This is a genomic window from Shewanella sp. UCD-FRSSP16_17 (genome assembly GCF_001675935.1).
GTDB lineage: Bacteria > Pseudomonadota > Gammaproteobacteria > Enterobacterales > Shewanellaceae > Shewanella > Shewanella japonica.
Genome location: NZ_LZFV01000002.1, coordinates 536,321 through 561,614 on the forward strand (window position 1 = coordinate 536,321; position 25,294 = coordinate 561,614).

The 25,294-nt window shown below is 40.7% G+C and carries 18 protein-coding genes; 11 read left to right on the forward strand and 7 right to left on the reverse strand.

The genetic code is table 11. The annotated features are described in order from the left end of the window. The first annotated feature begins 4 nt into the window (after window positions 1-4). Complete coding sequence (locus A9267_RS07175; RefSeq protein ID WP_065108715.1) at window positions 5-886, forward strand: TolB family protein; 882 nt, start codon at window positions 5-7, stop codon at window positions 884-886. Window positions 887-1,016: 130 nt separating this feature from the next. On the opposite strand, the gene A9267_RS07180 is transcribed toward A9267_RS07175, so the two are convergent. Further along, the gene (locus A9267_RS07180; protein ID WP_065108716.1) at window positions 1,017-1,862 is read right to left on the reverse strand and encodes a delta-class carbonic anhydrase; all 846 of its coding nucleotides are present in this window, start codon (window positions 1,860-1,862) and stop codon (window positions 1,017-1,019) included. Window positions 1,863-2,242: 380 nt separating this feature from the next. Here A9267_RS07180 and A9267_RS07185 point away from each other — a divergent pair, with 380 nt between their 5' ends. Next, window positions 2,243-2,830 carry a NapC/NirT family cytochrome c gene (locus A9267_RS07185; RefSeq protein ID WP_065108717.1) on the forward strand — a complete coding sequence of 196 codons (588 nt, stop codon included), beginning with the start codon at window positions 2,243-2,245 and terminating at the stop codon, window positions 2,828-2,830. 189 nt (window positions 2,831-3,019) lie between these two features. On the opposite strand, the gene A9267_RS07190 is transcribed toward A9267_RS07185, so the two are convergent. The 3 genes from A9267_RS07190 to A9267_RS07200 form a co-directional block, all read right to left on the reverse strand. Next, window positions 3,020-3,370: a HopJ type III effector protein gene (locus A9267_RS07190; protein WP_065108718.1), complete on the reverse strand. Its 351-nt coding sequence runs from the start codon at window positions 3,368-3,370 to the stop codon at window positions 3,020-3,022. A 98-nt stretch (window positions 3,371-3,468) separates the two neighbouring features. After that, window positions 3,469-4,131: a cupin domain-containing protein gene (locus tag A9267_RS07195; protein ID WP_065108719.1), complete on the reverse strand. Its 663-nt coding sequence runs from the start codon at window positions 4,129-4,131 to the stop codon at window positions 3,469-3,471. Between the two features lie 216 nt (window positions 4,132-4,347). After that, window positions 4,348-5,337: a cytochrome-c peroxidase gene (locus tag A9267_RS07200; RefSeq protein ID WP_055026417.1), complete on the reverse strand. Its 990-nt coding sequence runs from the start codon at window positions 5,335-5,337 to the stop codon at window positions 4,348-4,350. 514 nt (window positions 5,338-5,851) lie between these two features. On the opposite strand from A9267_RS07200, the gene A9267_RS07205 reads away from it, so the two are divergent. The 4 genes from A9267_RS07205 (at window position 5,852) to A9267_RS07220 (ending at window position 11,062) form a co-directional block, all read left to right on the forward strand. Next, window positions 5,852-7,186 carry an ATP-binding protein gene (locus A9267_RS07205; protein ID WP_065108720.1) on the forward strand — a complete coding sequence of 445 codons (1,335 nt, stop codon included), beginning with the start codon at window positions 5,852-5,854 and terminating at the stop codon, window positions 7,184-7,186. A gap of 11 nt (window positions 7,187-7,197) precedes the next feature. Further along, entirely contained in the window at window positions 7,198-8,022 is an 825-nt protein-coding gene (locus A9267_RS07210; RefSeq protein ID WP_065108721.1) for a mechanosensitive ion channel family protein, read from the forward strand. Window positions 8,023-8,115: 93 nt separating this feature from the next. Further along, a complete protein-coding gene (gene rpiA / locus A9267_RS07215) occupies window positions 8,116-8,778 on the forward strand; it encodes a ribose-5-phosphate isomerase RpiA (protein WP_055026420.1) in 663 nt (220 codons plus the stop codon). A 316-nt stretch (window positions 8,779-9,094) separates the two neighbouring features. After that, window positions 9,095-11,062, forward strand: a complete 1,968-nt coding sequence (locus tag A9267_RS07220; protein ID WP_065108722.1) for a CRTAC1 family protein — start codon at window positions 9,095-9,097, stop codon at window positions 11,060-11,062. Window positions 11,063-11,211: 149 nt separating this feature from the next. Here the strand turns inward: A9267_RS07220 and A9267_RS07225 are convergent, their stop codons facing one another. After that, window positions 11,212-13,077: a methyl-accepting chemotaxis protein gene (locus A9267_RS07225; protein WP_065108723.1), complete on the reverse strand. Its 1,866-nt coding sequence runs from the start codon at window positions 13,075-13,077 to the stop codon at window positions 11,212-11,214. Window positions 13,078-13,275: 198 nt separating this feature from the next. Between A9267_RS07225 and A9267_RS07230 the strand changes: the two genes are divergently transcribed. Genes A9267_RS07230 through A9267_RS07240 form a run of 3 tightly spaced genes read left to right on the forward strand, consistent with a single transcriptional unit; the run spans window position 13,276 to window position 15,463 of the window. After that, a complete protein-coding gene (locus A9267_RS07230; RefSeq protein WP_082972249.1) occupies window positions 13,276-13,917 on the forward strand; it encodes an RNA polymerase sigma factor in 642 nt (213 codons plus the stop codon). Next, window positions 13,914-14,507 carry a hypothetical protein gene (locus tag A9267_RS07235; protein WP_065108724.1) on the forward strand — a complete coding sequence of 198 codons (594 nt, stop codon included), beginning with the start codon at window positions 13,914-13,916 and terminating at the stop codon, window positions 14,505-14,507. The genes A9267_RS07230 and A9267_RS07235 overlap by 4 nt, the downstream gene beginning before the upstream one ends. Beyond that, the gene (locus tag A9267_RS07240; protein ID WP_065108725.1) at window positions 14,504-15,463 is read left to right on the forward strand and encodes a DUF4097 family beta strand repeat-containing protein; all 960 of its coding nucleotides are present in this window, start codon (window positions 14,504-14,506) and stop codon (window positions 15,461-15,463) included. The genes A9267_RS07235 and A9267_RS07240 overlap by 4 nt, the downstream gene beginning before the upstream one ends. A gap of 129 nt (window positions 15,464-15,592) precedes the next feature. Here A9267_RS07240 and A9267_RS07245 read toward each other — a convergent pair whose 3' ends face one another. After that, complete coding sequence (locus tag A9267_RS07245) at window positions 15,593-16,549, reverse strand: LysR family transcriptional regulator (RefSeq protein ID WP_065108726.1); 957 nt, start codon at window positions 16,547-16,549, stop codon at window positions 15,593-15,595. Window positions 16,550-16,969: 420 nt separating this feature from the next. Here A9267_RS07245 and A9267_RS22165 point away from each other — a divergent pair, with 420 nt between their 5' ends. Next, window positions 16,970-21,907: a S8 family serine peptidase gene (locus A9267_RS22165; RefSeq protein WP_065108727.1), complete on the forward strand. Its 4,938-nt coding sequence runs from the start codon at window positions 16,970-16,972 to the stop codon at window positions 21,905-21,907. A 100-nt stretch (window positions 21,908-22,007) separates the two neighbouring features. Here the strand turns inward: A9267_RS22165 and rsuA are convergent, their stop codons facing one another. Then, a complete protein-coding gene (gene rsuA, locus A9267_RS07255; protein WP_065108728.1) occupies window positions 22,008-22,697 on the reverse strand; it encodes a 16S rRNA pseudouridine(516) synthase RsuA in 690 nt (229 codons plus the stop codon). 321 nt (window positions 22,698-23,018) lie between these two features. Here rsuA and A9267_RS07260 point away from each other — a divergent pair, with 321 nt between their 5' ends. Next, a complete protein-coding gene (locus A9267_RS07260; protein ID WP_065108729.1) occupies window positions 23,019-25,088 on the forward strand; it encodes a M13 family metallopeptidase in 2,070 nt (689 codons plus the stop codon). Window positions 25,089-25,294: the final 206 nt, after the last annotated feature.

Genomic DNA, 25,294 nt, shown 5'->3' on the forward strand with positions numbered 1-25,294 from the left:
AGTCATGATAAAACCAATAATAATCACAACTTGTTTAACCATAGTGTCCACCTCAGTATTTGCCAATCCAGCCTATCATAATGAGGCAGCAGCCAATAAAGCCGTGGAGTTCGCTCCTGGGGTCATTTCAACAACTGAGCACTTTGAAATTAATACTGTGTTTAATCAATCTGGCGATAATGTCATTTTTGCCCGTTGCAATGATGATTTTAGCCATTGCACTATGATGCAGTCTTCATTTGATTCAGGTAACTGGCAATCCCCTACACCACTAGCGATATCAGGCGAATACTTAGATGCCGATCCTTATTACAGTGCTGATTACTCACAGCTATACTTTGTGTCTAAAAGGCCATTAAAAGGTGAGAAAGAAGAAGCAAAGGAAGTCAATATATGGCGCTCAACGTGGAAAAATGATCAATGGCAGCAACCTGAGTATCTCGATATCAATTCAGATGCCGCCGATCTATATCCATCACTGACAGACAAAGGCGAGCTTTACTTTCCTTCATTTAGGGACAATGGTCGACATATGTTTGTTGCTCAGCCTAAGGGCAATGGATTTACGACACCAGAACCTTTACCAAGCCATATTTATGGCGTGAACGGTAATATTGGTGACTCAGCAGTCTCACGCGATGGAAAAACCATCGTATTCAGTATAAAAGATCGTCAAGACAGTTTAGGAAAAGGCGATCTTTATATCTCACACCTCGTGGGCAATGAGTGGACAGTCGCTAAAAGCTTAGGCGATAAAGTTAACACAGCAGATCATGAGTTTACGCCGATTATTTCTCCCGATGGTAACTACTTATTTTTTACTCGTATTGAGAACGGTAAAGGCAATTTATATCAAATTCGTTTATCTGCATTAATGGCTGATTAGCCACCACAAGTATTAATTTTATCAAGCAACAATTAAGGCGCCATATGGCGCCTTAATTGTTGCTAAAAATCAGTTCACACGCATTAACTATATGGCGTGAATACGCTATATTTTATTTTTTATCAGAAACTTAGTTAATATTTGATAACAAAGCAGGATTAATAACTAAATTCCTCACGCCATGAGCATGGTCTTCTTTAAACTCATTCCCACGGCACCATTGGCCCACAGAGTCGATATTGACCTTAGCCACCTTTGGCCTAACACGCCAAGAAACCTGCAATGGCGATCCTTTTTCGTTATAACCCGGCCCTGTTGTCGAACCGCTATATTCAACAGGATCGCCCATATTGTTGAGCATATTAATCGCTTGATATTTGCCTTGTGTTTGTTCAACTTTCGTCAACTGATTAAAGTCTAAACCCTGACCGCCCCCAACAAGCACAAAGACTTGGGTTTCAACTCTCAACTGCGGGTTAGCAATGGCTTCATTCATGCAAGCAGCCAAACTTTCTCCTGGAGTGACCTGTGCAGTTGAATGAACATAATGTAGCTCGATAGTATCACCTGCGTTTAACCCACCATTTTTACTTGGACATACAGCCATACGTGTTTGCATCATTTCTTTGTCAGTTAAAACACCATTATATTTATAACCTGACTGATACCCTTTGCCATCTCCGTTACCCGCATAAGTCGTAAACTCGCCACCTGAATGCTCTGCATTTTTATGAAAATGAATATTACACAGATTCATCTGGCTATAACTTGGGGCTGCACTAAAGTGAATGGGATTATTGCCTGTGACTTGATTGAGATCTCTTGGCGATTGCGGACCAAATCCCTGCCCTTGAGTTTGACTTGCAAGTTTTGCTCTTTGATCGCTAATAACCTGATCTGATACTGCCGCTGTCACCCCACATGTATGTAGCAATAAACCACTCGCTGCGAGTGTGACAATTAACCTGTTGTTCATAGAATATCCTTTTCAATAATTAACCAAAATGTCGAAGTCAGTTCTGCATCTATTTGTAGACTTTGGCCTCTGCAGCACTCGTCTAACAACCAAATTCAGCAATCACTAATTAAAGATAATAATAGTCACAAGTTCAAAAAACGGTCAACTTTAGCAACATACTACTCGATCTATTTTGAGCTTCACAACGTATGAAGATTAATCAATTAGGTAAAACATTCATGTCACCTAGTTAATTTTCACTTTACTGCTATCTTTACAACATTAAGCAGTAAACATGCACTGGTATTAACCAGTTGGTATCTCAGTCACTTTTATTCTCAATCGTGATTCTACGTTCAGCTATATAGTGACACCGTCATTATCAACAGGGTGAAACCATGCAAAAATTCAAGATGTTACTTAACACCGTCTGGCAGACAATTAAAAAGCCCAGTGTGCATTTCAGTTTAGGTTTTTTAGTTATCGGTGGATTTATTGCAGGGATCATATTCTGGGGAGCCTTTAACACTGCCCTTGAAATGTCGAGCACTGAGGAGTTTTGTAGTAGCTGTCATCAAAATGTTTATGAAGAAATGAAGCCCACGATTCATTACACCAATCGTAGCGGCGTGCGAGCCACTTGTCATGATTGCCATGTCCCCCATAAATGGACAGATAAAATTGCCCGTAAAATGCAAGCATCTAAAGAGATTTGGGCACACCTTGTCGGCTCGATTAATACACCAGAGAAGTTTGAAGCTAAACGACGTGAACTTGCCGAACATGAGTGGCGCCGTTTAAAAGCAAATAATTCATTAGAATGCAGAAATTGTCATGAATTTGATTATATGGATTTCACCCGACAATCTGAGCGGGCAGCAAAAATGCATTCAACCTACTTAGAAAGTGGTGAGCAGACCTGTATTGATTGTCATAAAGGGATTGCGCATCATCTGCCTGACATGGCTGGAGTGGAAGGCTTTTAACTAGGCTTAGCAGTCAAAATGACTTATATAAAATAACTGGCATTATTTTGCGTTACTTTAACGTTAATCTATTAAGGCTTTAACTTTCAAAGCCTTAAATAGTTAACGTCTTAAATAGTCAAAGCCTATTTGAGTCAACAAAATTAGTTTTTAAACTAACAAGTTTTTCAGTAATTAGCTTTTCTATGATTAGCTTTTCAAAAGCAGCGGCGTTCCAGTAAAACGAATACCAGCCCAACCATGTTGCATAAACTGGCGAATATTCTGATGATCCGCACCTTGAGGCGTGGCTAACACATCTTGGTAGTATTGCCCGAAAAGCTTAAGCGTTTGCGATTCCGACAATTGATGTCGCATTGCAAATGAAAACACTTTGCAAGACCCTAAGTTTTGTTCTGCACTGTTTTGCTGCTGACCATTACTAAATGCAGTCGGAGTAAACTCATAATACATGTCGATGATCGCCATTGTATCTTCAAAACGGCGCTCTTCTTGGCGATCTATACCGCTAATAAAACGGACTAACTCTGCTTGATGCATTAACGCTTCCTTATAAAGTAGGTTAACTTCATTGTATTCATCATTGAATTAACTGCAGCTTAAAAGGAGGCTATAACAAGGTCAACTGAAACATTTTCTTATTCATCAGCGTTTAAATGACCAACTTTCACTAGAATAACAGTGTCTTGTTCAACATACGGATTATGCAGGCTTAAATGCGGGCTTCTAATCCAACTTCCTGCAGGATACCGTCCATGCTCATCGATAAATTCACCGCTAATCACGTATATTTCTTCTCCGCCAAAATGACGGTGGGGCTGAAATTGACATCCCGCTGGCCAAAAGACTAAAGCGGTAGATTCAGTTAAATGTTGATGCAACGGCATGACCTGTAATTCGCCTTGGCCAGGTAGCCAATCAGTATTACGAGTATCAACTCTGACTTGCTCTGTATCACTTGGTAAAAATTGATGTAACTTTACTAATAACTCACAGCCTTGCTCGCTAAAAGGGGCATGACTAAAACCTTCAGGATTACGAATATACGTGCCTGCAGGATAGTCACCTGTTTCATCTGAAAATATCCCTGACAATACAAAGATTTCTTCACCTAATGGGTGTGGGTGAGATTTAAAACTTGCGCCAGCATCATACTTAACCACACTGGTAGCATGACCTCGCTCGGCTTCCTCGCGAGCCAAACGTTTACGCCAAACGCCTTTAGCTGGGCTTTTATCCCAATTCAGCTCATGAGTATTTATCACGACGCGTTGGCTAAAATCCATATTGATAGTGTTCATGTATAACCTATTAAACCTTGTATTGTATCTCTAGGGTTATCATAGGGGGATTAGCCAATAAAACCTAGTGGGCACAAAACCGTACACTAGGTACTTTTTTGTACTATTTATTGATTAATAAGATAAAAAATAAAAAGCCTGCTCATTAAGTTGAACAGGCTTTGCTGGGGGAGTGCAACAATATTCAATTAGGCGATGAAACTAATTGAAAATTCCTTACTTAAACGGCACTGGGCGTGGCGTATTTTCATTTGAAGGCGGTAAAATCGGTAACATAATTTGTGGTTGTTCACCGGTTAAGCTCTTTAAGAAATCAACCATTTGCTTGGTTTCTTTTTCACTCATTTCCTGACCTAATTGGATATCAGCCATGGTGTTAACCGCTTCTTCAAGTGTCCAAACACTGCCATCGTGGAAGTATGGATAGGTCAGCTCAATATTACGTAGTGTTGGTACTTTAAAGACAAACTTATCCGCTTCTTTACCTGTTACGCCTTTACGGCCAACGGCTGGGTTATCGGTATGGAATGGTTTAACTAAGCCCATTTTCATGTACATAGTACCGCCAACAGCGGGACCGTTATGACAAGCTACACAGCCTTTATCTTTAAATAATTGATAACCCGCTTGAGCGTCGGCTGTAATGGCTTTCTTATCGCCTTCTAAATACTTATCAAATGGGCTGTTTGGTGTTACTAACGTCTTTTCAAATACCGCAATGGCGTCTGTAATTCTGTCGATGTTAACTTCTTCAGAACCATAAATTGCTTTAAAACGTTCAACATAGCCAGGCATTGAAGCAATAGTACCAACAGCGAGTTCATGGGTATAACCCATTTCTTTAGGGTTATCGATAGGACCCGCAGCTTGCTCTTTTAAGTTAGCAGCACGACCATCCCAAAACTGCGCTAGCATGTAGTCAGCATTTAATACTGTAGGCGAGTTAATTGGACCTTCTTGCCACTCATGACCGATAGACGTTGGCAATGCATCCACACCACCTAACGATAAGTTATGGCAAGAGTTACAAGAAATAAAACCAGACATAGATAAACGTGGTTCAAAGAACAACATTTTACCTAATTCTACTTTTTCAGGTTCGGTGATAACAGCAGGTTTAATCACCTCAATTGGCTCACTTGCTTGAGCTGTAGAAATTGAACAAATTGAAGCAATAATAAAAGCAACAGAGGTTAGCTTGAACATAACGAATAACCTTTTAAAGTATGTGGTTTAATTGCAGCTATCTTATCCTCGCTTTTTTAAGAGATAAAATGACAAAATCCGATTGAGTCTATCGCAGATTTGGATAATAAAAACGAGACTTAAATCACTGTTATTTTTAACAAATAAGGTAGGTTAACAGCTAAATTGATTAGCATTGCTAATTAGGATTAAAATCTCGATTAGAATGGAATGAGATCACACTAATTTGTATCAAAAAAGCGACTCATTTAGCCCCAATTATGACAATTATCTTCTAACTTACAGCGCAAATACGCCCAGCCTTTTCAATTTCCGCCCCAATCAAGTTTGTTAAAGGCGGTTTTCCAGCGTTAATTCCACCAGCATCGCCCAACGAAAAACAACATCATGGTGCATTTTGCTTTCAGCATATTGGCCACTTTAATGAAACAACTATGCTAGAGTTAAGAAGTCTTTAGAGACTAAATAAATGGAATAACTCGCTTTTATTAAGCGTGACGAGGTAAAACGTAAAATGGATGTGCAACTACCACAAATCACCCAGGCTTGGACCAAACTGAAAGCCCTGTTAATGGGGCAGCCTGCTATTATTGCTGATGCAGAAAGTGCTGAAGGAAAGTTGTCACTGAAGGAAATCGCTAGAATTTACCCCCACCACCATCCAAAGGCGACAGTGGAAAAAACCTTACTGTATAACCCTATAAAAGCTGATCCAGCTAAAGATTATCATGCAGCCGATAAAGACGTAGCGGCGCTACCTGAAGCGAAAAATGCTAATCATAGGATAAAACAACAAGTCGATATATCGCCATTATCCGAGCACACTCGCTTTATTGGTCGCGAACATCAATTTATTCAATTAACCGACTCAGTTACTCGTTGGCAGCAAAATAAAGGCGAGTTAACTGCTGTTACAGGCCCTGCTGGTTCAGGTGTTAGCTCTTTTCTCAATCAGTTTCATCATTGGTTTTTAACCCAGCAAGCAACTCGCCAAACAGAAGCGGTACATATCACTTATCTTAGTTTTTACCATGCAGCTTTAACCACAAAAGAAACCATTGCTAACCTTTGTTACTGTTTCAATATTAATGATGCTCCAGTATCGATTACCGCAGCGATAGCCTTAATAAACAAACAGCCTGCACATGTTATCATTATTGATGATCTCCATAAGCTAATGCTCAGAATGATGGGTAACTATCAAGCTTTAGTCACGTTTGCCACCATATTAATGGAAACCCGACAACGTCATTGCTGGGTACTGGGTTGCGAAACCTATGTTTGGCACCGCTTATCATCACAGTACGCGATTACCAATTTTGTAAAGTTCGTCATTAAGCTCGACTATTTTGGCCTGTCAGAATTTCGCGATGTGATACAAAGCAGGGTTGCACAAATCGGACTGCACATTACTGATAATCAAGATGATGACGCTGAAAAGTTAGCATTTGAGCAACTCACAAAACAATTGCACCAAGCCACAGGTGGCCATAGTAAATTGGCTTGTGTATTGATATTTCATGCATTGATTCAAGACGACAACCACCCGCTAACAATAGCCCCGCTTTGCCTGCCAGATTTAACCAGCTTAAAACAATGCAGCGACGACGATTTGTTTAGCCTTGCAGAATTATACGTTCACGGTGGGTTACGGATTTTTCAGCATGCTGAAATTTTTGCCTGTAGTATCGAGCAAAGTGCACTTAAGCTTGAGTATTTATGTCGCCAAGGATTGATAAAAGCGCATTATTCAAAACAAGATTTTGCCCAACATTATTATGTTATCACTCCCACTTTAACACGACTGATTGCCAGCCACTTAGTCAATCACAATAAGCTCTACCTGTAGGAGTTAGTATCATGGAAGACTCACGTAAAGCCCTGCAAGCCATATTAGATATTATTTCATTCGATAAGTTATTCGCCTTTGCCTTGGTGTGTTTCTTTGCTTGGTTATTGCTCGTGGTTGTGCAAACTTTGCTGACACATTTAACCGTAAAATTACCCAAATACCGCTTATTGTGGAGCCGCTTATACCCATTTGTAAGACTATTTATTTGGGCTACAGTCATTATCTACACTATTGCCGAAATCATTAACCCGCACGAAAACCTGGTACTCGCAGTGATTGGCTCCATTGGTATTGTGCTCGGTTTAGCAACCCAAGAACCAGCTAAAAACATGATTGCTGGGCTGATAATCATGATAACCCCACCCTATCGTGTTGGGGATATGGTGACGTTATCAGGCCATTACGGCGAAGTGATTCAACTCGACTGGAGCGTCACTTGGCTTAGAACTTTTGATGATAATACTGTGATGGTGCCTAACGCTGAGGCGCTTAAAACTGCCGTATCAAATGCCAATAGCGGCGCATTAGATGAAATGGTTGTCGTTAAATTCACTTTACCGATACAGGTTGATCATCAACAAGCGACTCGATTAGCAAAAGAAGCGACACAATGCTCACCTTATACTTTTTTAGACAAGCCTATTACGGTGAATATTGCCACTCGTTATGAGTTTGGCGAGCACCTTATTGAGCTAACCGTCAAAGCCTATGTCATGGATATTCGCTTAGAACGTAAGTTTGCCAGCGACATTAATTTGCGCGTCATCAACGCCTTTAAACAGGAAAAATTCTATCCTATGTCAACTTCTGAGACCGCAGAGGTCATTAATTAAATCTCTGCCATATCTTGAACAGCTTGGCATTTGCTATACTCTTGCCAATTTTACTACTTATCATTGCAAAAATAGCCAGCTTAGGATGTTGATATGACTCAAGATGAAATGAAAAAAGCCGCCGGTTGGGCAGCACTAGAGTACGTTGAAGAAAACAGTATTGTTGGTGTAGGTACTGGCTCAACGGTTAATCACTTTATTGATGCATTAGCGACAATGAAACACGACATTCAAGGTGCGGTTTCTAGCTCTGAAGCGTCAACTCAAAAGCTAAAGCAATTAGGCATTGAAGTATTTGATTTGAATAGCGTGTCTGATTTATCAGTGTACGTTGATGGTGCTGATGAAATTAACGCCCACATGGACATGATCAAAGGCGGCGGCGCAGCATTAACACGCGAAAAAATTGTTGCGGCAGTTGCAAAGAAATTTGTCTGTATTGTCGATAACACTAAGCAAGTTGACGTATTAGGCGAGTTTCCACTTCCAATTGAAGTGATCCCTATGGCACGTTCTTATGTGGCACGTGAATTAGTAAAATTGGGCGGCGACCCTGTGTACCGTGAAGGTGTAGTAACGGATAACGGCAACGTGATTTTAGATATGTACAACTACAAAATTCTTGACCCAAAAGCGCTTGAAACTCAACTAAACGCTATTGTAGGTGTGGTGACTAACGGCTTGTTCGCAAACCGTGGCGCTGACGTATTGCTTGTTGGTTCACCAGATGGTGTTAAAACTGTAGCCGCTGAGTAGCTAAACTAAAAAATACGCTTATCTCGTATCAAGCGTTTTAAAAGTCTAAAGCCCAATACCATATTGGGCTTTTTAATACTGATAATTCAATAACCTAAAGAAAAAACAAACCCACTCACTTACCTGTCATAGCAATAACGCCCTAGCCTATAACAAGTTCAAATCAAGCCTACACCGCTATAACAATAAAAACTGACTGCTGTTTCTACTCGCTTTTACATTCGGTTTTAAAGTTAACTTTAAACGTTACTGATATGTTAACCCTACAAAACATGTTACATTAACAAACATATGATGATTAACAATGGTAATGATAATGCCCTCTTTCACTAAGCCAATCAATCTCGCTCAGCTAATCCTACTGCTCACTGCAAGTCAATTAACAGCATGTGCAAGCGAAAATTCAACCCCTTCAAAAGACAATAAAGTCGATACCTTATTTAGCGAAACTCATGGTGTTCTACCCGCAGAGGAACGTGCTAGACGTAAATGGGATGGTGCTATTGTGGGAGATTTAGATGGCAACGGTTTTCAAGATCTTCTGTTAACTGAACATGCCTATAAGGTTTTCATCTATTGGAATGAAGGTGGATATTTTTCCCCGCCTACTGAGTTAGTTCAGGGAGATATGCACGGTACTGCAATTGCTGACTTTGATAAAGACGGTTTAGTGGAAGTGATTATCGCTCAAGGGGGAGGAAATGGCAGCAATCCGAGAAAACCAAGACATTATGAAATTACCCGAGATCGTGAAATTACTGGTGGCGAGCAGCTTAGTCACTTTGAAAAAGGCCGTGGCCGCTCAGTAAAAGTATTAGATGCAAATAACGACGGTAATTTAGATTTATTTTTAACCGGATTTGCAACGCCAGAACAATTTAAAACGGGCGCTAACCATTTTTATAGCAACAAGGGTGCAGGTCAATTTACCTTTAACGCCCACCTTCCTTTTGGTGACCGTTTAAGTTACCGATCGTCAATAACCGATTTCAACCAAGATGGAGAATCAGATATTGTTGTATATGGCGGAAAAAATATTGTGCTTGCCAAAGGGGGTGAAGGTTATAGCTTTACAGATGCCACAGACGAAGCGTTAGGTGAATTACAAAAGATAAGCCATGCCAGTTCAATATCACAAATAGACTTTGATGGTGATGGCGATTATGACTGGGTTATCAGTCGTTCAGAACATCAGTTTCAACATGAAACCTATTATGATCCTGAAACCAAAAGATTCGCATTTTTTGCACGCTTTCAACCTTCTCAGCTAGAAGACCTCACGATAGCTGGGCCATTTAAACTTGAAAATTTACAAATGGCCTACCCACACTATGATGTATTTGTAGGCAAAGACAAGCGATTACTGGACGTCAAAGCTCAAGCAGTAAAAACTGGTCAAAGCTGGAATAGAAGCGGTAATAACCGCATTGAATTAACCCAAGAAGCATCTCAAGGCTGGCCAGAAGGACTCTGTGTCAAAGGGGCTAAAATGAAGTCCTTACCCGAAGGTTCAAAACCAGGGCTTTATATTGGCTATGTCGGTGATAATAAATGGCGGGTTTGTAGTCAAACACAATCAGCAACCGCTGGAGTTATTAACAATGTGACTTCAACGCCAAGTCCAACGTTAAATCCTCCTTTACCGGCTAAATTATTGGAAAATCGTAATGGACGCTTTGTTGATGTCACTCAATCAATGAGGATTAATATCAATGAGCAAACCACCAGTGCTTTAGCAGCCGACTTTAATAATGATGGCTGGACTGATTTATTTTTCATGCGTTACGGTAATATGGCAAAAGAAATCACCCAGTATTTATACTTAAATGATCAAGGAAAATCGTTCAGTTTAGCGAGTAACCACGGCGTCATTTCAACAGATATTGGTGCCACAGGCGCTGGAGCGGAAGTCATAGATTATGACCGAGATGGCGATGCAGATTTAATTATTGCCAACGAACGTGGCAAATGGCACCTATTTGAAAACCATACCAATAGCCAAACTAATAATCACTTTTTAGGCATAAAAGTCACTACATCACCTTCAAAGCAGGCTGATATCTTTGGAGCTGAAGCCATAGTATCGGCATGTGGACGAATTCAAACCCGCACTGTCGGTGACACAGCATCAGCTTATGCTGCGACCTATAACAGTGACTTATTATTTGGCCTAGGTGATAGTAAAAGCGTTGATATGGTGACGATCAGTTGGTCAAATGGTGAAAGCAAGCAGTTTACGCCAAAGCGAATTGATCAATATATTGATCTCGCAACACTAGAGTAAAGCTAGGCTTGGATATTAATCTCGCTAAGACATTAATCTCGCTTAAATGAAAAAATCAGAAGTCATACAGAAACTGAAATAGCATACTCTGTATGACTTCTTAGGTTATTGAGTTAGCTGTTTTATAGTACATGCTTTAAGTAACAAACCTAGCCCACTTTAAATAGACTAACCGCCTCATGCAGCGCCTCTGCTCGTTGCCTGACATCTTGAGTTGCTGCAGAGTTTTCTTCGGTTGCATTGGCTGTTTCATCGGCAATATCACGGATAATCACCACATTCTTATTCACCTCTGCAGCCACCATACTTTGCTCTTCAATGGCGGTAGCAATTTGTGTACTCATATCTGAAATAGTTTGTACATCTTGAGTAATAGAATGCAATAACTGCCCAGCACCACCCGCTTGCTCAACACTGTCTGTTCCTTTTTGCTGACTAGCGTCCATTAACTGCACAATCGAATGTGTACGGGACTGTAGTGTGGTAATAATTTTTGAAATTTCCTCGGTGGACTCTTGCGTACGCATGGCTAAACTTCGGACTTCATCAGCTACAACAGCAAAGCCTCGCCCTTGCTCCCCCGCCCTTGCAGCTTCAATGGCTGCGTTCAATGCCAGTAAGTTAGTTTGTTCTGCAATCCCTCTGATCACATCAAGCACACTACCAATCGTTTCACTGTCTCGCTCTAATTCACCGACCACTTCAGACGAGTCACTAAGTTGACTTGCCAAGGTTTGAATTTTTTCAATGGTTTGCTCAACACTCACTAACCCTTGTTGTGCATGTTCATTGGTTTCGTTAGCCTTTAGCGCTGCTTGTTCAGTATTGCTGGCAATTTCTTCAATCGTTGCGCCCATCTCAGTAATCGCTGTAGCAACCATATCGGTTTCGCTGAGTTGCCTTGATACGCCATCAGAAGCCACCACGGCATTTTGAGTCAGCTCTTCACAGGAAATATTCATTGCTTCGACAGACTCATTAACTTGTTCAATTAAGGTCTGAAAACTGAGCACCATGGCGTTAAAGTGTTTTGCAATTCTGGCGAGTTCATCATTTCTGGTTTCATCACAACGCAAAGTAAGATCTTTATTTTTCTCAACCTCGGATATCACTTTATTAATGTCATTAATCGGCACCACAATACTGCGTAAAATCAGGTAGGCAAATACGCATAAAATGAGGGTGATTAACACAAAAATAGTGGCGCCTAACATGAGTGCATTATTTTCAGCTTGGCTAATTTCTTGGTGAGTTTGCTGTTGAAGCGTAGATAAATCAATCGCGGTTTTCTTAATCGCTTCTCGCAATATCAACATGTCGCCATCGTAAGCACTTAAGCCAAACTCTTTTTCTTTATCTGTCAGTTGTACAAAACTGCGTTGATAAGCATTCACCAATTCAGTAATTTGCTTTTTTGTTTGATAATCTAATGTGGATGCGTTTAATTGTGTTTTAAACAAGCTAATATTTTTATCAAACCTATCTAAATAACTTTGAGTGCGTCTGAGCATAAAGTCTTTTTCATTTCGACGAAGCTGCAGCATAGTGACCGACAATAGATTTTGATTTTGCTGTTTTAATATGGTTTCAACATTATGGACAGATTGTCTTAAGTCGCCATACAAACCCGTTTTTGGTGTTAAGCCTATCTCAGTTTGTAATGTCACCAATTCAGCAAACAGCCCTTTATATGTTCGTAAACTCTGATTAAAACTAGACAGGCTTTGGGTAGGTAAGCCACGTTCAATTAAAGTCTGATCAAGTTCAGCAATGATGTTATTGATGTCGTTGTAGATATCATCGTGATCTTGAATGTATTTAGTATCTAAACGGGCAAAAAAATCTTTTTCAATCACTCTCAGGTTTAATACTTCTCGCTCAATTTCGGTCACATTATTAGCTGCGCTGGCTAATCGAGACTTCACTTCGCTAGTATAAAGTTGTAAGCCAAACATTGCGGTAAAAGCCACTAAAGACACCACTACGCTCAATATTAACTTGGTACGAATTAACATATAAATCCCTAATAACCTTAAGGTACATTAAAAATATAGATGCACATTTGCTCTTTAGACAATGTTTGCACAAACTAAATTTTCCCAATCAAATTAAGCGATAACTACATTAGCCAACATCGCTATAAATATTTATCGGCTCAAATAGCACGAACTTAATTTATTTTATTGTGCAGTAAACCTTTTGCTAACTTGCTAATGTCTAATCTAGTAACTCACACCCAAACGGATAAAACGGTGAACTTGAATACCAATAACATCACTGACATTGCACCAACGCTTCAAGCAAATGCGAATGAAGTGAATGCTGCTATCGACGGGAATACACCCGACGAACAGTTAGTGGCGCAGGCATTTGATGGGAATAAAATTGCTTTTAAGCAACTTTATCAACGTCATCAAGGACGAGTGTATGCAATTTGTTTTCGTTTGAGTGGCAGTCACGATCATGCAGATGAAATTTGTCAGGATTGTTTTGTCAGACTGTGGCAAAAATTAGGACAGTTTAATGGTGAAAGCCAATTCAGCACTTGGTTACATAAATTGTGTGTGCATCAAGCCATTAACAGCATGAAAGCTAAGCAACGTTTTTGGCATCGTTTTTTACCCGAAAGCAACTTAACTGAACATGCTGAACAGCAAACCAGCACCCATTATGAATACCATAGGTTAGACAAATTAATACTGACCTTACCTGAACGAACCAGAGTGGTGTTTGTGTTATCCGCAATTGAAGGGTATCAACACCAGGAAATAGCAGAGATGTTGAATATTGCCGTGGGAACCAGCAAAGCGCAGTACCACAGAGCAAAGCAAATGTTACAGGATATGCTGGTATGAAGAATTTATCTCCACAACAAACCAAAGCAGAAAAACAGCTTGATGAGTTGCTCACAAGCTTACCGACTGAGATCAATCCACGCGTAGATCTTTGGCAAGGCATTGATGATCAAATCAGTGGCAAAACAACTCATAAATCTTCCTCGGATCAGCAGCAATGGAAAACACTGGCTATCGCTGCAAGCCTCGCTTTTGTGATGGTACTAGGTTGGCTGTTATCTACGCCAAATATGACTTCTGAACAAGAAACAATCACGGTTGATAACGCTTTATCAAATCAATCGACTGAAGACTTAATTGCCTTGGTAGATCAAATTGCAACGACTCATCAGCAACAATTGGCCTCATTTGAAGACAATAAATTCACTGTTGGTATGCAGCTTGATAATCAAATTAACCCATTTAATAAAGGGTTTACTGAGCTTCAACGTGCATCAAAAGAAATCCAACAAGCATTAAAAAATGATCCCAATAACAAACAAGTCTGGGACTTATGGTTATGGGTAATGAAAAGAGAAATTGAATTGTTGCAACAACAGCAACGCACACCAACGAATTCGACTCCATCAACGCAAGGAAATGTAATATGAACACCAAACTTAATCACCTATTTAGCCGTATTGTAATCGGTTGCAGTGTGCTGCTCACTCCGTTGATGGCCCAAGCAATTGAGCAAATTGACCGTGAAATGACCGTGTCAGCGAATCCTCAAGTAGAGCTAAAAGTGCAACGTGGTAAAGTCGAGATTGTGGGCTGGGATAAAGATATCATCAGTGTTAAAGGCCATTTAGATGAACTCTCACAAGGTTTTATCTTCGAGCAGAAAGGTAATGAGATTGTCATTGAAGATAAATTACCAAGCAGTTATCGAGGTAATAATAAACAAGGTTCAAATCTTGTTATTCGAATTCCAACCAATTTAATGCTTGAAGCAGAAGGTGTATCTGCTGATTACGAAGTAGAAAAGCTCAGCGGAAAAATTCAGTTATCTTTGGTCAGCGGCAGCATGGAAGTTGAAGAAACTGAAGGTGAAATCAAACTAAATACTGTCTCTGGCGACATTAAAGCAGACGAGCTCAACGGTGAAATTGAACTAGAAACAGTATCAGGTGACATTAAAGATAAAAATATCCAAGGCAAAGTGCAATATCGCTTAGTCAGTGGCGAGCTTGAATCTGAAAATAACCGTGTAACAGATTTAGCAATTGACCAAGTCTCTGGCGATATTGAAGGTAGCTTTACCTCAGCGCAAAAAGTCAAAATTGTTACAGTGAGTGGTGATATTGAAGTCAAACTCAGTGACGCTGTTAGCAAAGTCGTATTCGATACCGTGAGTGGTGATATCGATGTGAAATTTTCAGCGATGCCAAACTTATCGTTTGAAATTGATGGCGGCCCAGGTGGGAGAATTGATAACCGCCTAACAAGTGATAAACCAATGAAAACAAAATACACCTCAAGAGAGTCAATTCAATTTAAAACTCAGCAAGGTGATGGCAGCTTTAACGCAAGCACTGTGAGTGGCAAAGTCAGCTTAGAGAAATAATCCAGCTAATTATAAGATGTATTAGATTTAAAGCCCTTCGTATCCAAATTTACTAAGGGCTTTATTGTTACTAAAATCAGTTATGATTTTTATTATTATGATTGATTGAGCAAAAACCTAAAGCAATCTCTAACCTAACGCCGCCTCTTGCTCAAGCTCATTATCTACCGGAGTAAGCCTAACATCCTCGGCTCGCTTAACCAGAAAATCAATAAAACCCTCTGCGGCATTAGAGTGAGACTTTTCCTTTAACGACACCACGCTAAATCTTGCATAAATCAGTGGCATGACATAGGGTGACAATTCAACCAGAACGCCTTTTTCAAGCTGGCTTCTTACCGAAATCTCAGGAGTTAACGCAACTAAATCACCATTAATGATGGACTCTTTAATGGGATGAAATTGATCGAAACGCACCATACCCGAAAAGTCTTCCCGTTGTTGCTTAAACAAGTCCTCAAACGCATCGGCAATAGATTGCGGCATATGACGCGGGATAGCTAATGGATAATCTCTAAATGAAGGCAAAAATAACCGTTGTAGTTGCGTTAATGGATGCTCGGGACGACAGCAAAAAATCACTTTAAATGGCGGTAATTCGGTGACCTTTAACAACTCACTTTTTTCGAGTTCAGTGACCTTGGTTTCAGAAACAAAAAAATCAATATCGCCATATATCAACTGTTGATATAAGTCTTCCCATGGGGCGACCTTTAACTCAACGCTCATATCTGCATAATGACGTAAAAATTGACCGACAATTGGTCCAACAAGGCTGTTTGAGGGGATTGGACTGGCACCTACTCGTAGTTCTTTATCATCAAACCCTTGAAACAAGGTTACCTCTTGTTCCATTTCTTCGAATTCTTTTAAAATTTTCTGGCCATGTTTGAGTAACACTTGCCCTAATGCCGTTACCGATACCGATTTGGAGTCTCGGTTAAGTAACTGTCCACCAATCAGAAGCTCCAAACGTTTAATGCTTTTTGATAAAGAAGGTTGAGTGATATTGAGTATTTCAGCCGCTTTATTAAAGTGTTTTACTTCAGCAAGCAATACAAAATGCTTAATATGCCTCAGCTCCATATATTTGTTACTCCGCTTCACATGATGCAATTTAGGCATCAATATTAGTGTTACCTTAGTAACAATGACCTTATCAAAAGCAAATAACTAATCAATCGAGAAACCCACATCAAGCTGTGACCATTTGTATCAAAATCTACACTTAAGATGCAATTGCAACAACAAACTGCAAAGTGTATCCCAATAACATCTTATTTTTACGGCAACTTTTATATCTTTAAAAACATGCAGTTAAAATAATTAACAAACAAATAACATTTAATTAACCCTATTTTGAACGATGCATTTCACCAATTATGCATTCCTTTTGAGCATTTATGCATAGCCCAAAGATATTGGAAGTCGGCTCACCATATCGATAAAAAGGTTGGGACAGGATTGTGCTTGACCTGTTCAAACAACAATAATAGGGAAGGTTTCATGAAACTAAAAAAAATAAGTCTAATGACGATGGCTGCAATATATGCAGCAGGGGCTGGCGCCGTTGCCACTCCCCCTCAGCATGCGGGGCCATTATCACTTCAAGGCATAGATATTAAGCCTGTTGATATTTCCAATGAGGAATATCAACAAATGCAAGAGATTCAAACTAAGATATTAAATCGCCCAGGTTTAACGACTGGCCCAAACCAGCACCGTGTAACCAACTCTAATGTAAAGACCCCTTTTCATATAGAGCCTGATCTAGCAGCTGGAGAGCACACCTATATTATCCAACTCGCTGAGCAACCTGTCGCAACCTATGATGGCAGTATTGCAGGATACTCAGCTACAGCCCCAGCAATTTCACCGCAGCAATTTGGCAAACAAACAAAAGCTAAAATCAATGTCCAATCGTCTGCTAGTAAAAGCTATGTCAATTATCTACAAACTCAACAAGCAAGTATTCAATCTGAAATCAGTAGCAAAATTGGTGTAGCTGCAGATATCCGTCAATCATACTTATATGCCTTTAACGGTATGAGTATGCAACTAACACAAGCCCAAGCCGCTAAAGTTGCAGCGTTAAGTGGCGTTCAAGCTGTTACACGTTCTGTCGTATTAGAGCTACATACTGATGTTGGCCCTCAACACATTGGCGCAGATCAAATCTGGAATGGTAGCGTGACTGGTGGAACTGAATTTACCGGTGCAGGTATTAAAGTCGGGATTCTAGATACCGGCATTAACTCAAACCACCCTTCATTCACCGCTATGGGCGATGACGGCGTAGCTATCGTTAACCCGTTAGGTAGTGGTAATTACGTGGGTGATTGTGAATTATCCGAATTTGCTGACATGTGTAATGACAAGTTAATCGGTATTCGTTCATATGCTGAAATTACTGATACATATGGTGACCCAGCATTCAAAGGTGAAGGTTGGTGGGGAAGCTGGGACAGAGCACGTCCAGCAAATGGTGAAGATTATAACGGTCATGGCTCACATACTGCTTCAACCGTTGCGGGTAACGTGCTATTTGATGTCGCTTATCAAGTCTCAGAAGCAGGTTACGGAGATGAGATCACAGGTCGTGACACTGAGCTTGTATTCCCACGAGTATCAGGCGTAGCCCCCCATGCAAATATTATCTCTTATCAGGTTTGTTGGGCAGGTGGTCAAGGCGACCCTTATGCAGGTTGTCCCCAAGAAACGACTCTGAAAGCCATTGATGATGCCATTGCCGATGGTGTTGATGTCATCAACTACTCTATTGGTGGTTCAGAGCAATTCCCGTGGACGGCACCAACTGAGCTTGCATTTCTTGCTGCACGTGAAGCGGGAATATCAATTGCCGCTTCTGCTGGTAATGCCGGCGAGTACTGGATGGATCATGTATCACCTTGGGTCACAAGCGTAGCAGCATCTACCCATGGTCGTGTTATTACGTCAAATCCTAAAACCATTGATGCCTTTGAAGGTGGTGAAGAAAGCCCTAGCCCTTGGGGACCAATGAGTGCAGCTTCAATTACAGGAGCTTACACCGGACCAGTTGTATTAGCTGCTGATTACAATAGCGAAAATGCTAGCTGTGATACTCCTTTTGCTGCAAATACTTTTACCGCATATCCAGATGGTAGTGCCTTAACAGAAATGCCTATTGTCGTCTGTCAACGCAGCGATCAAGCCCGTGCAGCCAAAGCTGATAATATCCTCGCTGGCGGTGCTGGCGGTATGATCCTTTATAATATTCAACAAGACTGGGAATACCCTGATTATTCAGTCGTTAAGGTAGAAGATTATTATTCTGTACCTACGGCACATATTGCTGCTTATGATGGTGAAAAAGTTGTCACTTGGCTATCTTCAGGTACTGGACACCGTGCAAGTTTAAGTGATGCATCTCTATTCACTGAAATGGGTGAAAGTGATTTACTAGCAGACTTCTCATCTAGAGGTCCAAGCACAACTAACCCGAATGTGATGGCTCCAACCGTTGCAGCGCCAGGTGTTGATGTGTTTGCAGCTTATGCAAATGACCGTCTATTTACATTAGATGGTTTTGGCATGAACTGGGCTGCAATCAGTGGTACTTCAATGGCTTCACCGCATGTTGCAGGTGCAATGGCATTGATCAAAAATGCACACCCTGACTGGACCCCTGCTGAAATACAATCAGCATTGACCACTACGGCAACTGAAGCTGAATTTAGTTACGATCAAGGTGGCGCTGGTGTCATTAATGTCGCAGCTGCAATCAATGCTTCATTAGTGTTAGATGAAACCATTGAAAACTACACCAATGCTAACCCAATGGCCGGTGGTGATGTTACATCGCTTAACACGCCTTATATTGTTAACCGCGAATGTAAAGGAAGCTGCAGCTGGTTCCGTACAGTAACAGCGACTGAAGACGGTAGCTGGAATGTGACTGCCGAAGAAATGGGTTATACAGGTGCATCGTTACTTGATTTAACCGTGACGCCAGCAAATTTCTCACTTCAAGCCGGTGAAACCCAGAGAATCATGCTGACAGCTAAACTTCCTGATGTAGATTTTCAGTCTGATTCCCCTATGGGGCCAGGTAATACTGATGGCTATACTTTCTATGGTAAATTAGCCCTAACACCTACTGATAGCAGCAAACCTGTACAAACTATTCCTGTTATTACCACTTACAAAAAAGCAGATATTCCAGTAAATATCCATGCTGAGTTTGGACGCGAGCAAGGCTCAATGTTAACGCCTGAGATGATCTTACCTGCATCATCTTCAACCGCTATCACCGTGTATGGTATGGCGACGGGTGAGCAAAAAGAGTACGAGCTAAAAATGAATGAGCAGTGGCCATGGGAGATTGAAGATTCGCTACCAACGGCAGATTCTCAAATTGGTTACCGCATGTTTAATGTGCCTGAAGGTACAAAACGTTTGGTTGTCGAAATATCAGAAGAGGATCATGAGATTAGATATGCTTCTCGAATAGACTTAGGTCGTGATATCAACAACGATGGTAAAATCCAATGGGCTGACGAAACGATCTGTATCTCAGACTGGAGACAGCAAGATTATTGTGCGATTAATAATCCAGAACCAGGTCAATATTGGTATCTCGTCTCCAATATGAAATGGGGAACAGGTTGGTTTGACCCTTACAATAGAGCTGACCGCATTGTCACTAACGTTGTTACGATTAGTGATGAAGTGAGCTCAGAAATGGTCGTTGAAAGTGTTGAAAGTAATGGTTTTGACCCAGTTAACTTATCACTTAATTGGAATATGCCTGATGCAGTTGAAGGTGAGATATATCATGGTGTTATCGAATTAGGTACTGACTCTGCGAACATTGACGATATCGGCATGTTGCCATTACGTCTAACTCGTACAACAGATGAAGTGGTATTAAATAGCAGCCATACAGGTGCAAGAATTGGCGATGTTGTCGATTTTGAGATTATCCACGATGCTAACTTAAATGGTTTAGAGCGTGAATTAAGCCTCAATGTTGCAATACCTGAAGGGATGACTTTAGTTGAAGGCTCGCTACGTGGTAATGAGTTCTTTGAAACTCTCGATACGACAGCTGAGGCTAATGTCATTAACATTAGCGGTATTCAAGCTTCTTCAAGAGATTCTGAGCGTCGCTATGAATTCACTACAAGTCTTGAAGATGAAATGTGTCGTCTACCATTCACAGATGCAACGCACTTCCTCGACTTACCCAGCATAGGTGTACAGCAGTTACCAGGCTTTAGTAATGCTTGGGATCAAATGTTCGAAATCCCTGACTTTATTGGATACGACAATTATTTCCCACATATCCCATTATATGGTGTTGAGGCGAAAGACACTGACAATATCATCACGATTCAAGGCGATGGTCTGATGAGATTTGATGCACATGCATTATTTTCTTACGCTGGTGAATCATTGAAATATGATGGTGCTCGAGATTTAATGATTGCTCCATTTTGGTTAAGAGATGGTGTATCAATTAATGAAAGTGGTATTGATTTCGGGACTTTCCTTCCATATGAATATGGCGTTTATGCTGCTGCATTAAATCAAGGGCAGTATCTAGCGATTCAATGGAAGAGAATGTACGCTTCAATCGCTGGTGCCTGGGGTAATGAAGTCGATTACAGCACGCATTACGACTTTACGATGCTAGCTTCTTCAAACATTGATTTCACACCTAATACCTATGAAATCATGTTCGCCTATAAGGAAATGAACCAAGATAAAGGCGAGCATACTGTTGGCTTAAAAGGTTATGAAGGTGTTCGTGGCTTCTATTACCCAGTGAACGGTTATAACTTTGACGAATTCGCAATTAATGAACCTGAAAAGTTAACAAGTGACATGGTCATTTGTGCTAACTATCAAGGTCCTGAAAGCACTCGTCTTGTGACTCGTTTTTCAGCAATGGTCAATACCGCTGCTGTAGGCAGTGACAATGAAGTGACATTAACCTCTGACTTAACCAATGCCAACACTGTTGTTCGTACTCTATCAGTGCCTGTGAATAGCAATATCACAGTGTTTAATATCGCTAATCACGAAATGGCTGAAAATGAAGTTATGGAAGGATTGACTGTTGAATACATGCACAGTGAAAATCGTGCGGTTGCGATGATGGCATCGGGAGAAAATGTTTCTATTGAAGTAGACGGAATGAGCTTTAATATCACTCCAGATACTGATTGGCATGGCGAAACTGAAATAACAGTGACCGTTATGGATTCAGCAAACCAACATGATCAAGCCAGTACTAGCTTCATGTTAATGGTTAATTCTGATGGTGTAGACCCAACTCCACCACCTTCGGAAGTCGCACCGGATGATGCTACTAAGTCTGATTCTGGCGGTAGCATGGGGATCTTTAGTCTGATTTTAGTCGGTTTATTAGGCGCAGCACGTCGCCGTAAACTACACTAAAATAGCGTTCCAAAACTAGTGTTTGGGCCTTCTTTAAAGAAGGCCCTTTTTTATGTTCGTGATTAAATTAGCGGAACCTGTTCAAACAAATCAACGTAGATTAAACAGATTTCACTTCATCATCAGTAAGGTAACGCCACTCACCTTCTAACAGGTCATCTTCCATTTCAATTTTACCTATGGCTTCACGATGCAGATTAATCACCTTATTGCCCACAGCTGCAAACATACGTTTCACTTGGTGATACTTACCTTCACTTATGGTTAGTCTGGCATGAGTAGCATCAATAATGTCAAGTATCGCTGGTTTAGTTAGGCCATCTTCATTTCGTAATTGGACACCTTCAGCAAAAGTCTCAATTAACGCTTCATCCAGTGGTTCAGCGACTTCAACATAGTAGCGTTTGCCACAGTCTTTTTTAGGTGAGGTAATCTTGTGAGACCACAAGCCATCACTGGTAATTAATACAAGACCGGTTGTGTCCACGTCCAAACGCCCAGCAATGTGTAACGTCTCAACTTTTTCGATATCCATTAAACTCAAAACAGACTGGTACTCTTCATCAATAGTTGAGCAAATCGTATCGACAGGCTTATTCATCATAATGTAGCGTTCGCCAATAACCTCGATTTTGCGTCCTTCAATGCAAACCTCAGTATCAGTGCCCACTTTAAAGCTGGCATCTTTAATCACGACGCCGTCACAGGTCACTTCACCTGACTTCAATACTCTTTTTGCTAATGAGCGAGTCAGCTCAGTACTTTCACAGATAAATTTATCTAAACGCATTACTACAACCAATTACCAAGTCTAATGGGTCACTATTATGAGGGCTCAATGAATAAATGAACATCAAATCTTCCACAACCTGTGTTGAGCGGTAATTTTTAGTTACATATCTCCCTGCTAAAAGCTCACATTTTATCAACAAAAGTGGCTAATCCACTTGTTAATTGCCCTTTTGAGCACTTAACATGGACTTCACAACTATAAAGACTGATTTTCTATTTGCACTTTCTTGTTTTTAACTCCAATAAACAGAAAGGGTAAATGAAAAGTCAGCATTCAAAGTCCATGAAGGGCTTATTATTACAATGCAAAGGAAACAACATGAAAAAGCTTGTTATTGGAGGGCTTTGCGCCTCTTTGATCGCTGGACTCAGCGCATGTACAAATGAAGTTGAAAATACATCTAAAACGGCGACAGCAGAAGCTGTTCAAGCGGCGTTAACTTCAGGGATTGATTTTCAAAATATCGACAAGTCAGTTCGTCCTCAAGATGACTTTTATGAATACGTAAACGGAACCTGGTTAAAAACGGCTGAGATCCCAAGTGATCGTACTAATATTGGTGCCTTTTACGATTTACGTGAGAATGCCCGTGAAGACGTTAAAGCCATTATTGAAGAAGTAGCAGCAATGCCAACCCTTAAAGCGGGAACTGATGAGCAAAAAGTGGCTGATCTTTACCGTGCCTTTATGGACGTTGAGACATTAAATAAGTTAGGTGTGACACCAATTCAAGCTGAGTTTGATAAAATCGCCGCGATTGATTCAAAAGCTGACTTAACTAACTTTTTTGCTTACAGCCAAGTAAACGGTTTCGGCACTCCGCTTGCGTTTTACATCAATGTTGATGCAAAAGATTCAACTCGTTACGCCACACATATTTGGCAATACGGTCTAAGCCTGCCTGAAAAAGACTACTACTTTAATACCGAAGAGCGCTTCGTTAATATCCGTAATGAATTCGTCGCCCATATTGAGAAAATGTTCAATTTAGCAGGTCTTGAAAATGGTAAAGCGGCAGCTGAATCAATTTTAGCCCTTGAAACAGCCATTGCAGAAAAGCATTGGGATGTGGTTGAAACACGTGACAGTACCAAAACATACAACAAAATGATGGTGTCTGAATTAGCTGAAATAGCACCAAACATTGACTGGAAGCAATACTTAGCCACTATGGGCGTTGCTGAGCAAAAAGATATCATTATCAACCAACCAAGCTATGTTAGCGGCCTAAGTGACGTGATTGGTGAAACTGATTTAGCCACACTTAAAACCTACATGACATGGAATGTGTTAACCCACGCAGCAAGTAACTTATCTGAAGAAATTGACGCCGAAAACTTTGCCTTTTTCTCTAAAACCTTAAATGGTCAAGAGCAACAAGAGCCTCGTTGGAAGCGCGGTGTAAATACCGTGAGCGGCACTTTAGGCGAAGTCGTTGGTAAAGTGTATGTTAAGCGTCACTTCACCTCTGCAGCTAAAGAGCGCATGAGTGAGTTAGTTGAAAACCTTCGCGGCGCATACGGCACAAGTATTGATTCACTGGATTGGATGAGTGCAGATACAAAAGTTGCAGCAAAAGACAAACTGGCCAAGTTTAATCCTAAAATTGGCTACCCTGATAAGTGGAAAGACTACAGTAAGTTAACCATTAAAGGTGATGATTTAGTCGGCAATGCACAACGTGCAAGCGTTGAAAGCCACAATAAAGATATCGCAAAATTGGGCGGCCCAATTGATAAAGGTGAGTGGCACATGACGCCGCAAACCGTTAATGCTTACTACAACCCAACCATGAATGAAATTGTATTCCCAGCGGCAATCTTACAACCGCCATTTTTCAATATGCAAGCTGATGATGCTGTTAACTACGGTGGTATTGGTGCCGTAATTGGTCACGAAATGGGTCATGGCTTTGACGATCAAGGTGCTAAGTTTGATGGCGAAGGCAACATGCGTGATTGGTGGACAGAATCTGATTTAGAAGCCTTCACTGCGAAAGGGAAAGCATTAGTATCACAATACAACGGTTATCAAGTATTTGATGACTTACACGTGAATGGTGAACTCACCTTAGGCGAAAACATTGGGGATTTATCCGGTGTCACTATTGCCTATAAAGCTTACAAAATGTCGCTAGATGGCAAAGAAGCACCTGTCATTGACGGTCTAACAGGTGATGAGCGTTTCTTCATGGGCTTTACTCAAATTTGGCGAGTAAAAATGAAAGAAGAAGCATTACGTAACCGTGTTGCGACAGATCCCCATTCACCAGGTCATTTCCGTGCATTAGGTGCACTGTCAAACATGCCTGAGTTTTACAGCACTTATGACGTAAAAGAAGGCGATAAAATGTATATCGAACCTGCTAAACGCGTCAAAATTTGGTAATGCTATAGAGCAATTGTTATTCATAAAGGAATAGCAGAATATCTAAAGGACATCTTATAGATGTCCTTTTCTTTTTCTAGAAAATAGAAATTAGACCCCTACGAAAATCCTCCTTCACACTATTTACATTGACTTTGTAAAGAAGCGTAAACCCTCCGAAACTCGGCAAAATATTCAGCATTGATTCAGCTTCAACCAGCTAAAGT

Bases quoted from the DNA above. Each gene is read 5' to 3' on its own strand.
- A9267_RS07175 (WP_065108715.1), top strand. From the start codon at position 5: ATGATAAAACCAATAATAATCACAACTTGTTTAACCATAGTGTCCACC.
- A9267_RS07180 (WP_065108716.1), bottom strand. From the start codon at position 1,862: ATGAACAACAGGTTAATTGTCACACTCGCAGCGAGTGGTTTATTGCTA.
- A9267_RS07185 (WP_065108717.1), top strand. From the start codon at position 2,243: ATGCAAAAATTCAAGATGTTACTTAACACCGTCTGGCAGACAATTAAA.
- A9267_RS07190 (WP_065108718.1), bottom strand. From the start codon at position 3,370: ATGCATCAAGCAGAGTTAGTCCGTTTTATTAGCGGTATAGATCGCCAA.
- A9267_RS07195 (WP_065108719.1), bottom strand. From the start codon at position 4,131: ATGAACACTATCAATATGGATTTTAGCCAACGCGTCGTGATAAATACT.
- A9267_RS07200 (WP_055026417.1), bottom strand. From the start codon at position 5,337: ATGTTCAAGCTAACCTCTGTTGCTTTTATTATTGCTTCAATTTGTTCA.
- A9267_RS07205 (WP_065108720.1), top strand. From the start codon at position 5,852: ATGGATGTGCAACTACCACAAATCACCCAGGCTTGGACCAAACTGAAA.
- A9267_RS07210 (WP_065108721.1), top strand. From the start codon at position 7,198: ATGGAAGACTCACGTAAAGCCCTGCAAGCCATATTAGATATTATTTCA.
- rpiA (WP_055026420.1), top strand. From the start codon at position 8,116: ATGACTCAAGATGAAATGAAAAAAGCCGCCGGTTGGGCAGCACTAGAG.
- A9267_RS07220 (WP_065108722.1), top strand. From the start codon at position 9,095: ATGCCCTCTTTCACTAAGCCAATCAATCTCGCTCAGCTAATCCTACTG.
- A9267_RS07225 (WP_065108723.1), bottom strand. From the start codon at position 13,077: ATGTTAATTCGTACCAAGTTAATATTGAGCGTAGTGGTGTCTTTAGTG.
- A9267_RS07230 (WP_082972249.1), top strand. From the start codon at position 13,276: ATGTCTAATCTAGTAACTCACACCCAAACGGATAAAACGGTGAACTTG.
- A9267_RS07235 (WP_065108724.1), top strand. From the start codon at position 13,914: ATGAAGAATTTATCTCCACAACAAACCAAAGCAGAAAAACAGCTTGAT.
- A9267_RS07240 (WP_065108725.1), top strand. From the start codon at position 14,504: ATGAACACCAAACTTAATCACCTATTTAGCCGTATTGTAATCGGTTGC.
- A9267_RS07245 (WP_065108726.1), bottom strand. From the start codon at position 16,549: ATGGAGCTGAGGCATATTAAGCATTTTGTATTGCTTGCTGAAGTAAAA.
- A9267_RS22165 (WP_065108727.1), top strand. From the start codon at position 16,970: ATGAAACTAAAAAAAATAAGTCTAATGACGATGGCTGCAATATATGCA.
- rsuA (WP_065108728.1), bottom strand. From the start codon at position 22,697: ATGCGTTTAGATAAATTTATCTGTGAAAGTACTGAGCTGACTCGCTCA.
- A9267_RS07260 (WP_065108729.1), top strand. From the start codon at position 23,019: ATGAAAAAGCTTGTTATTGGAGGGCTTTGCGCCTCTTTGATCGCTGGA.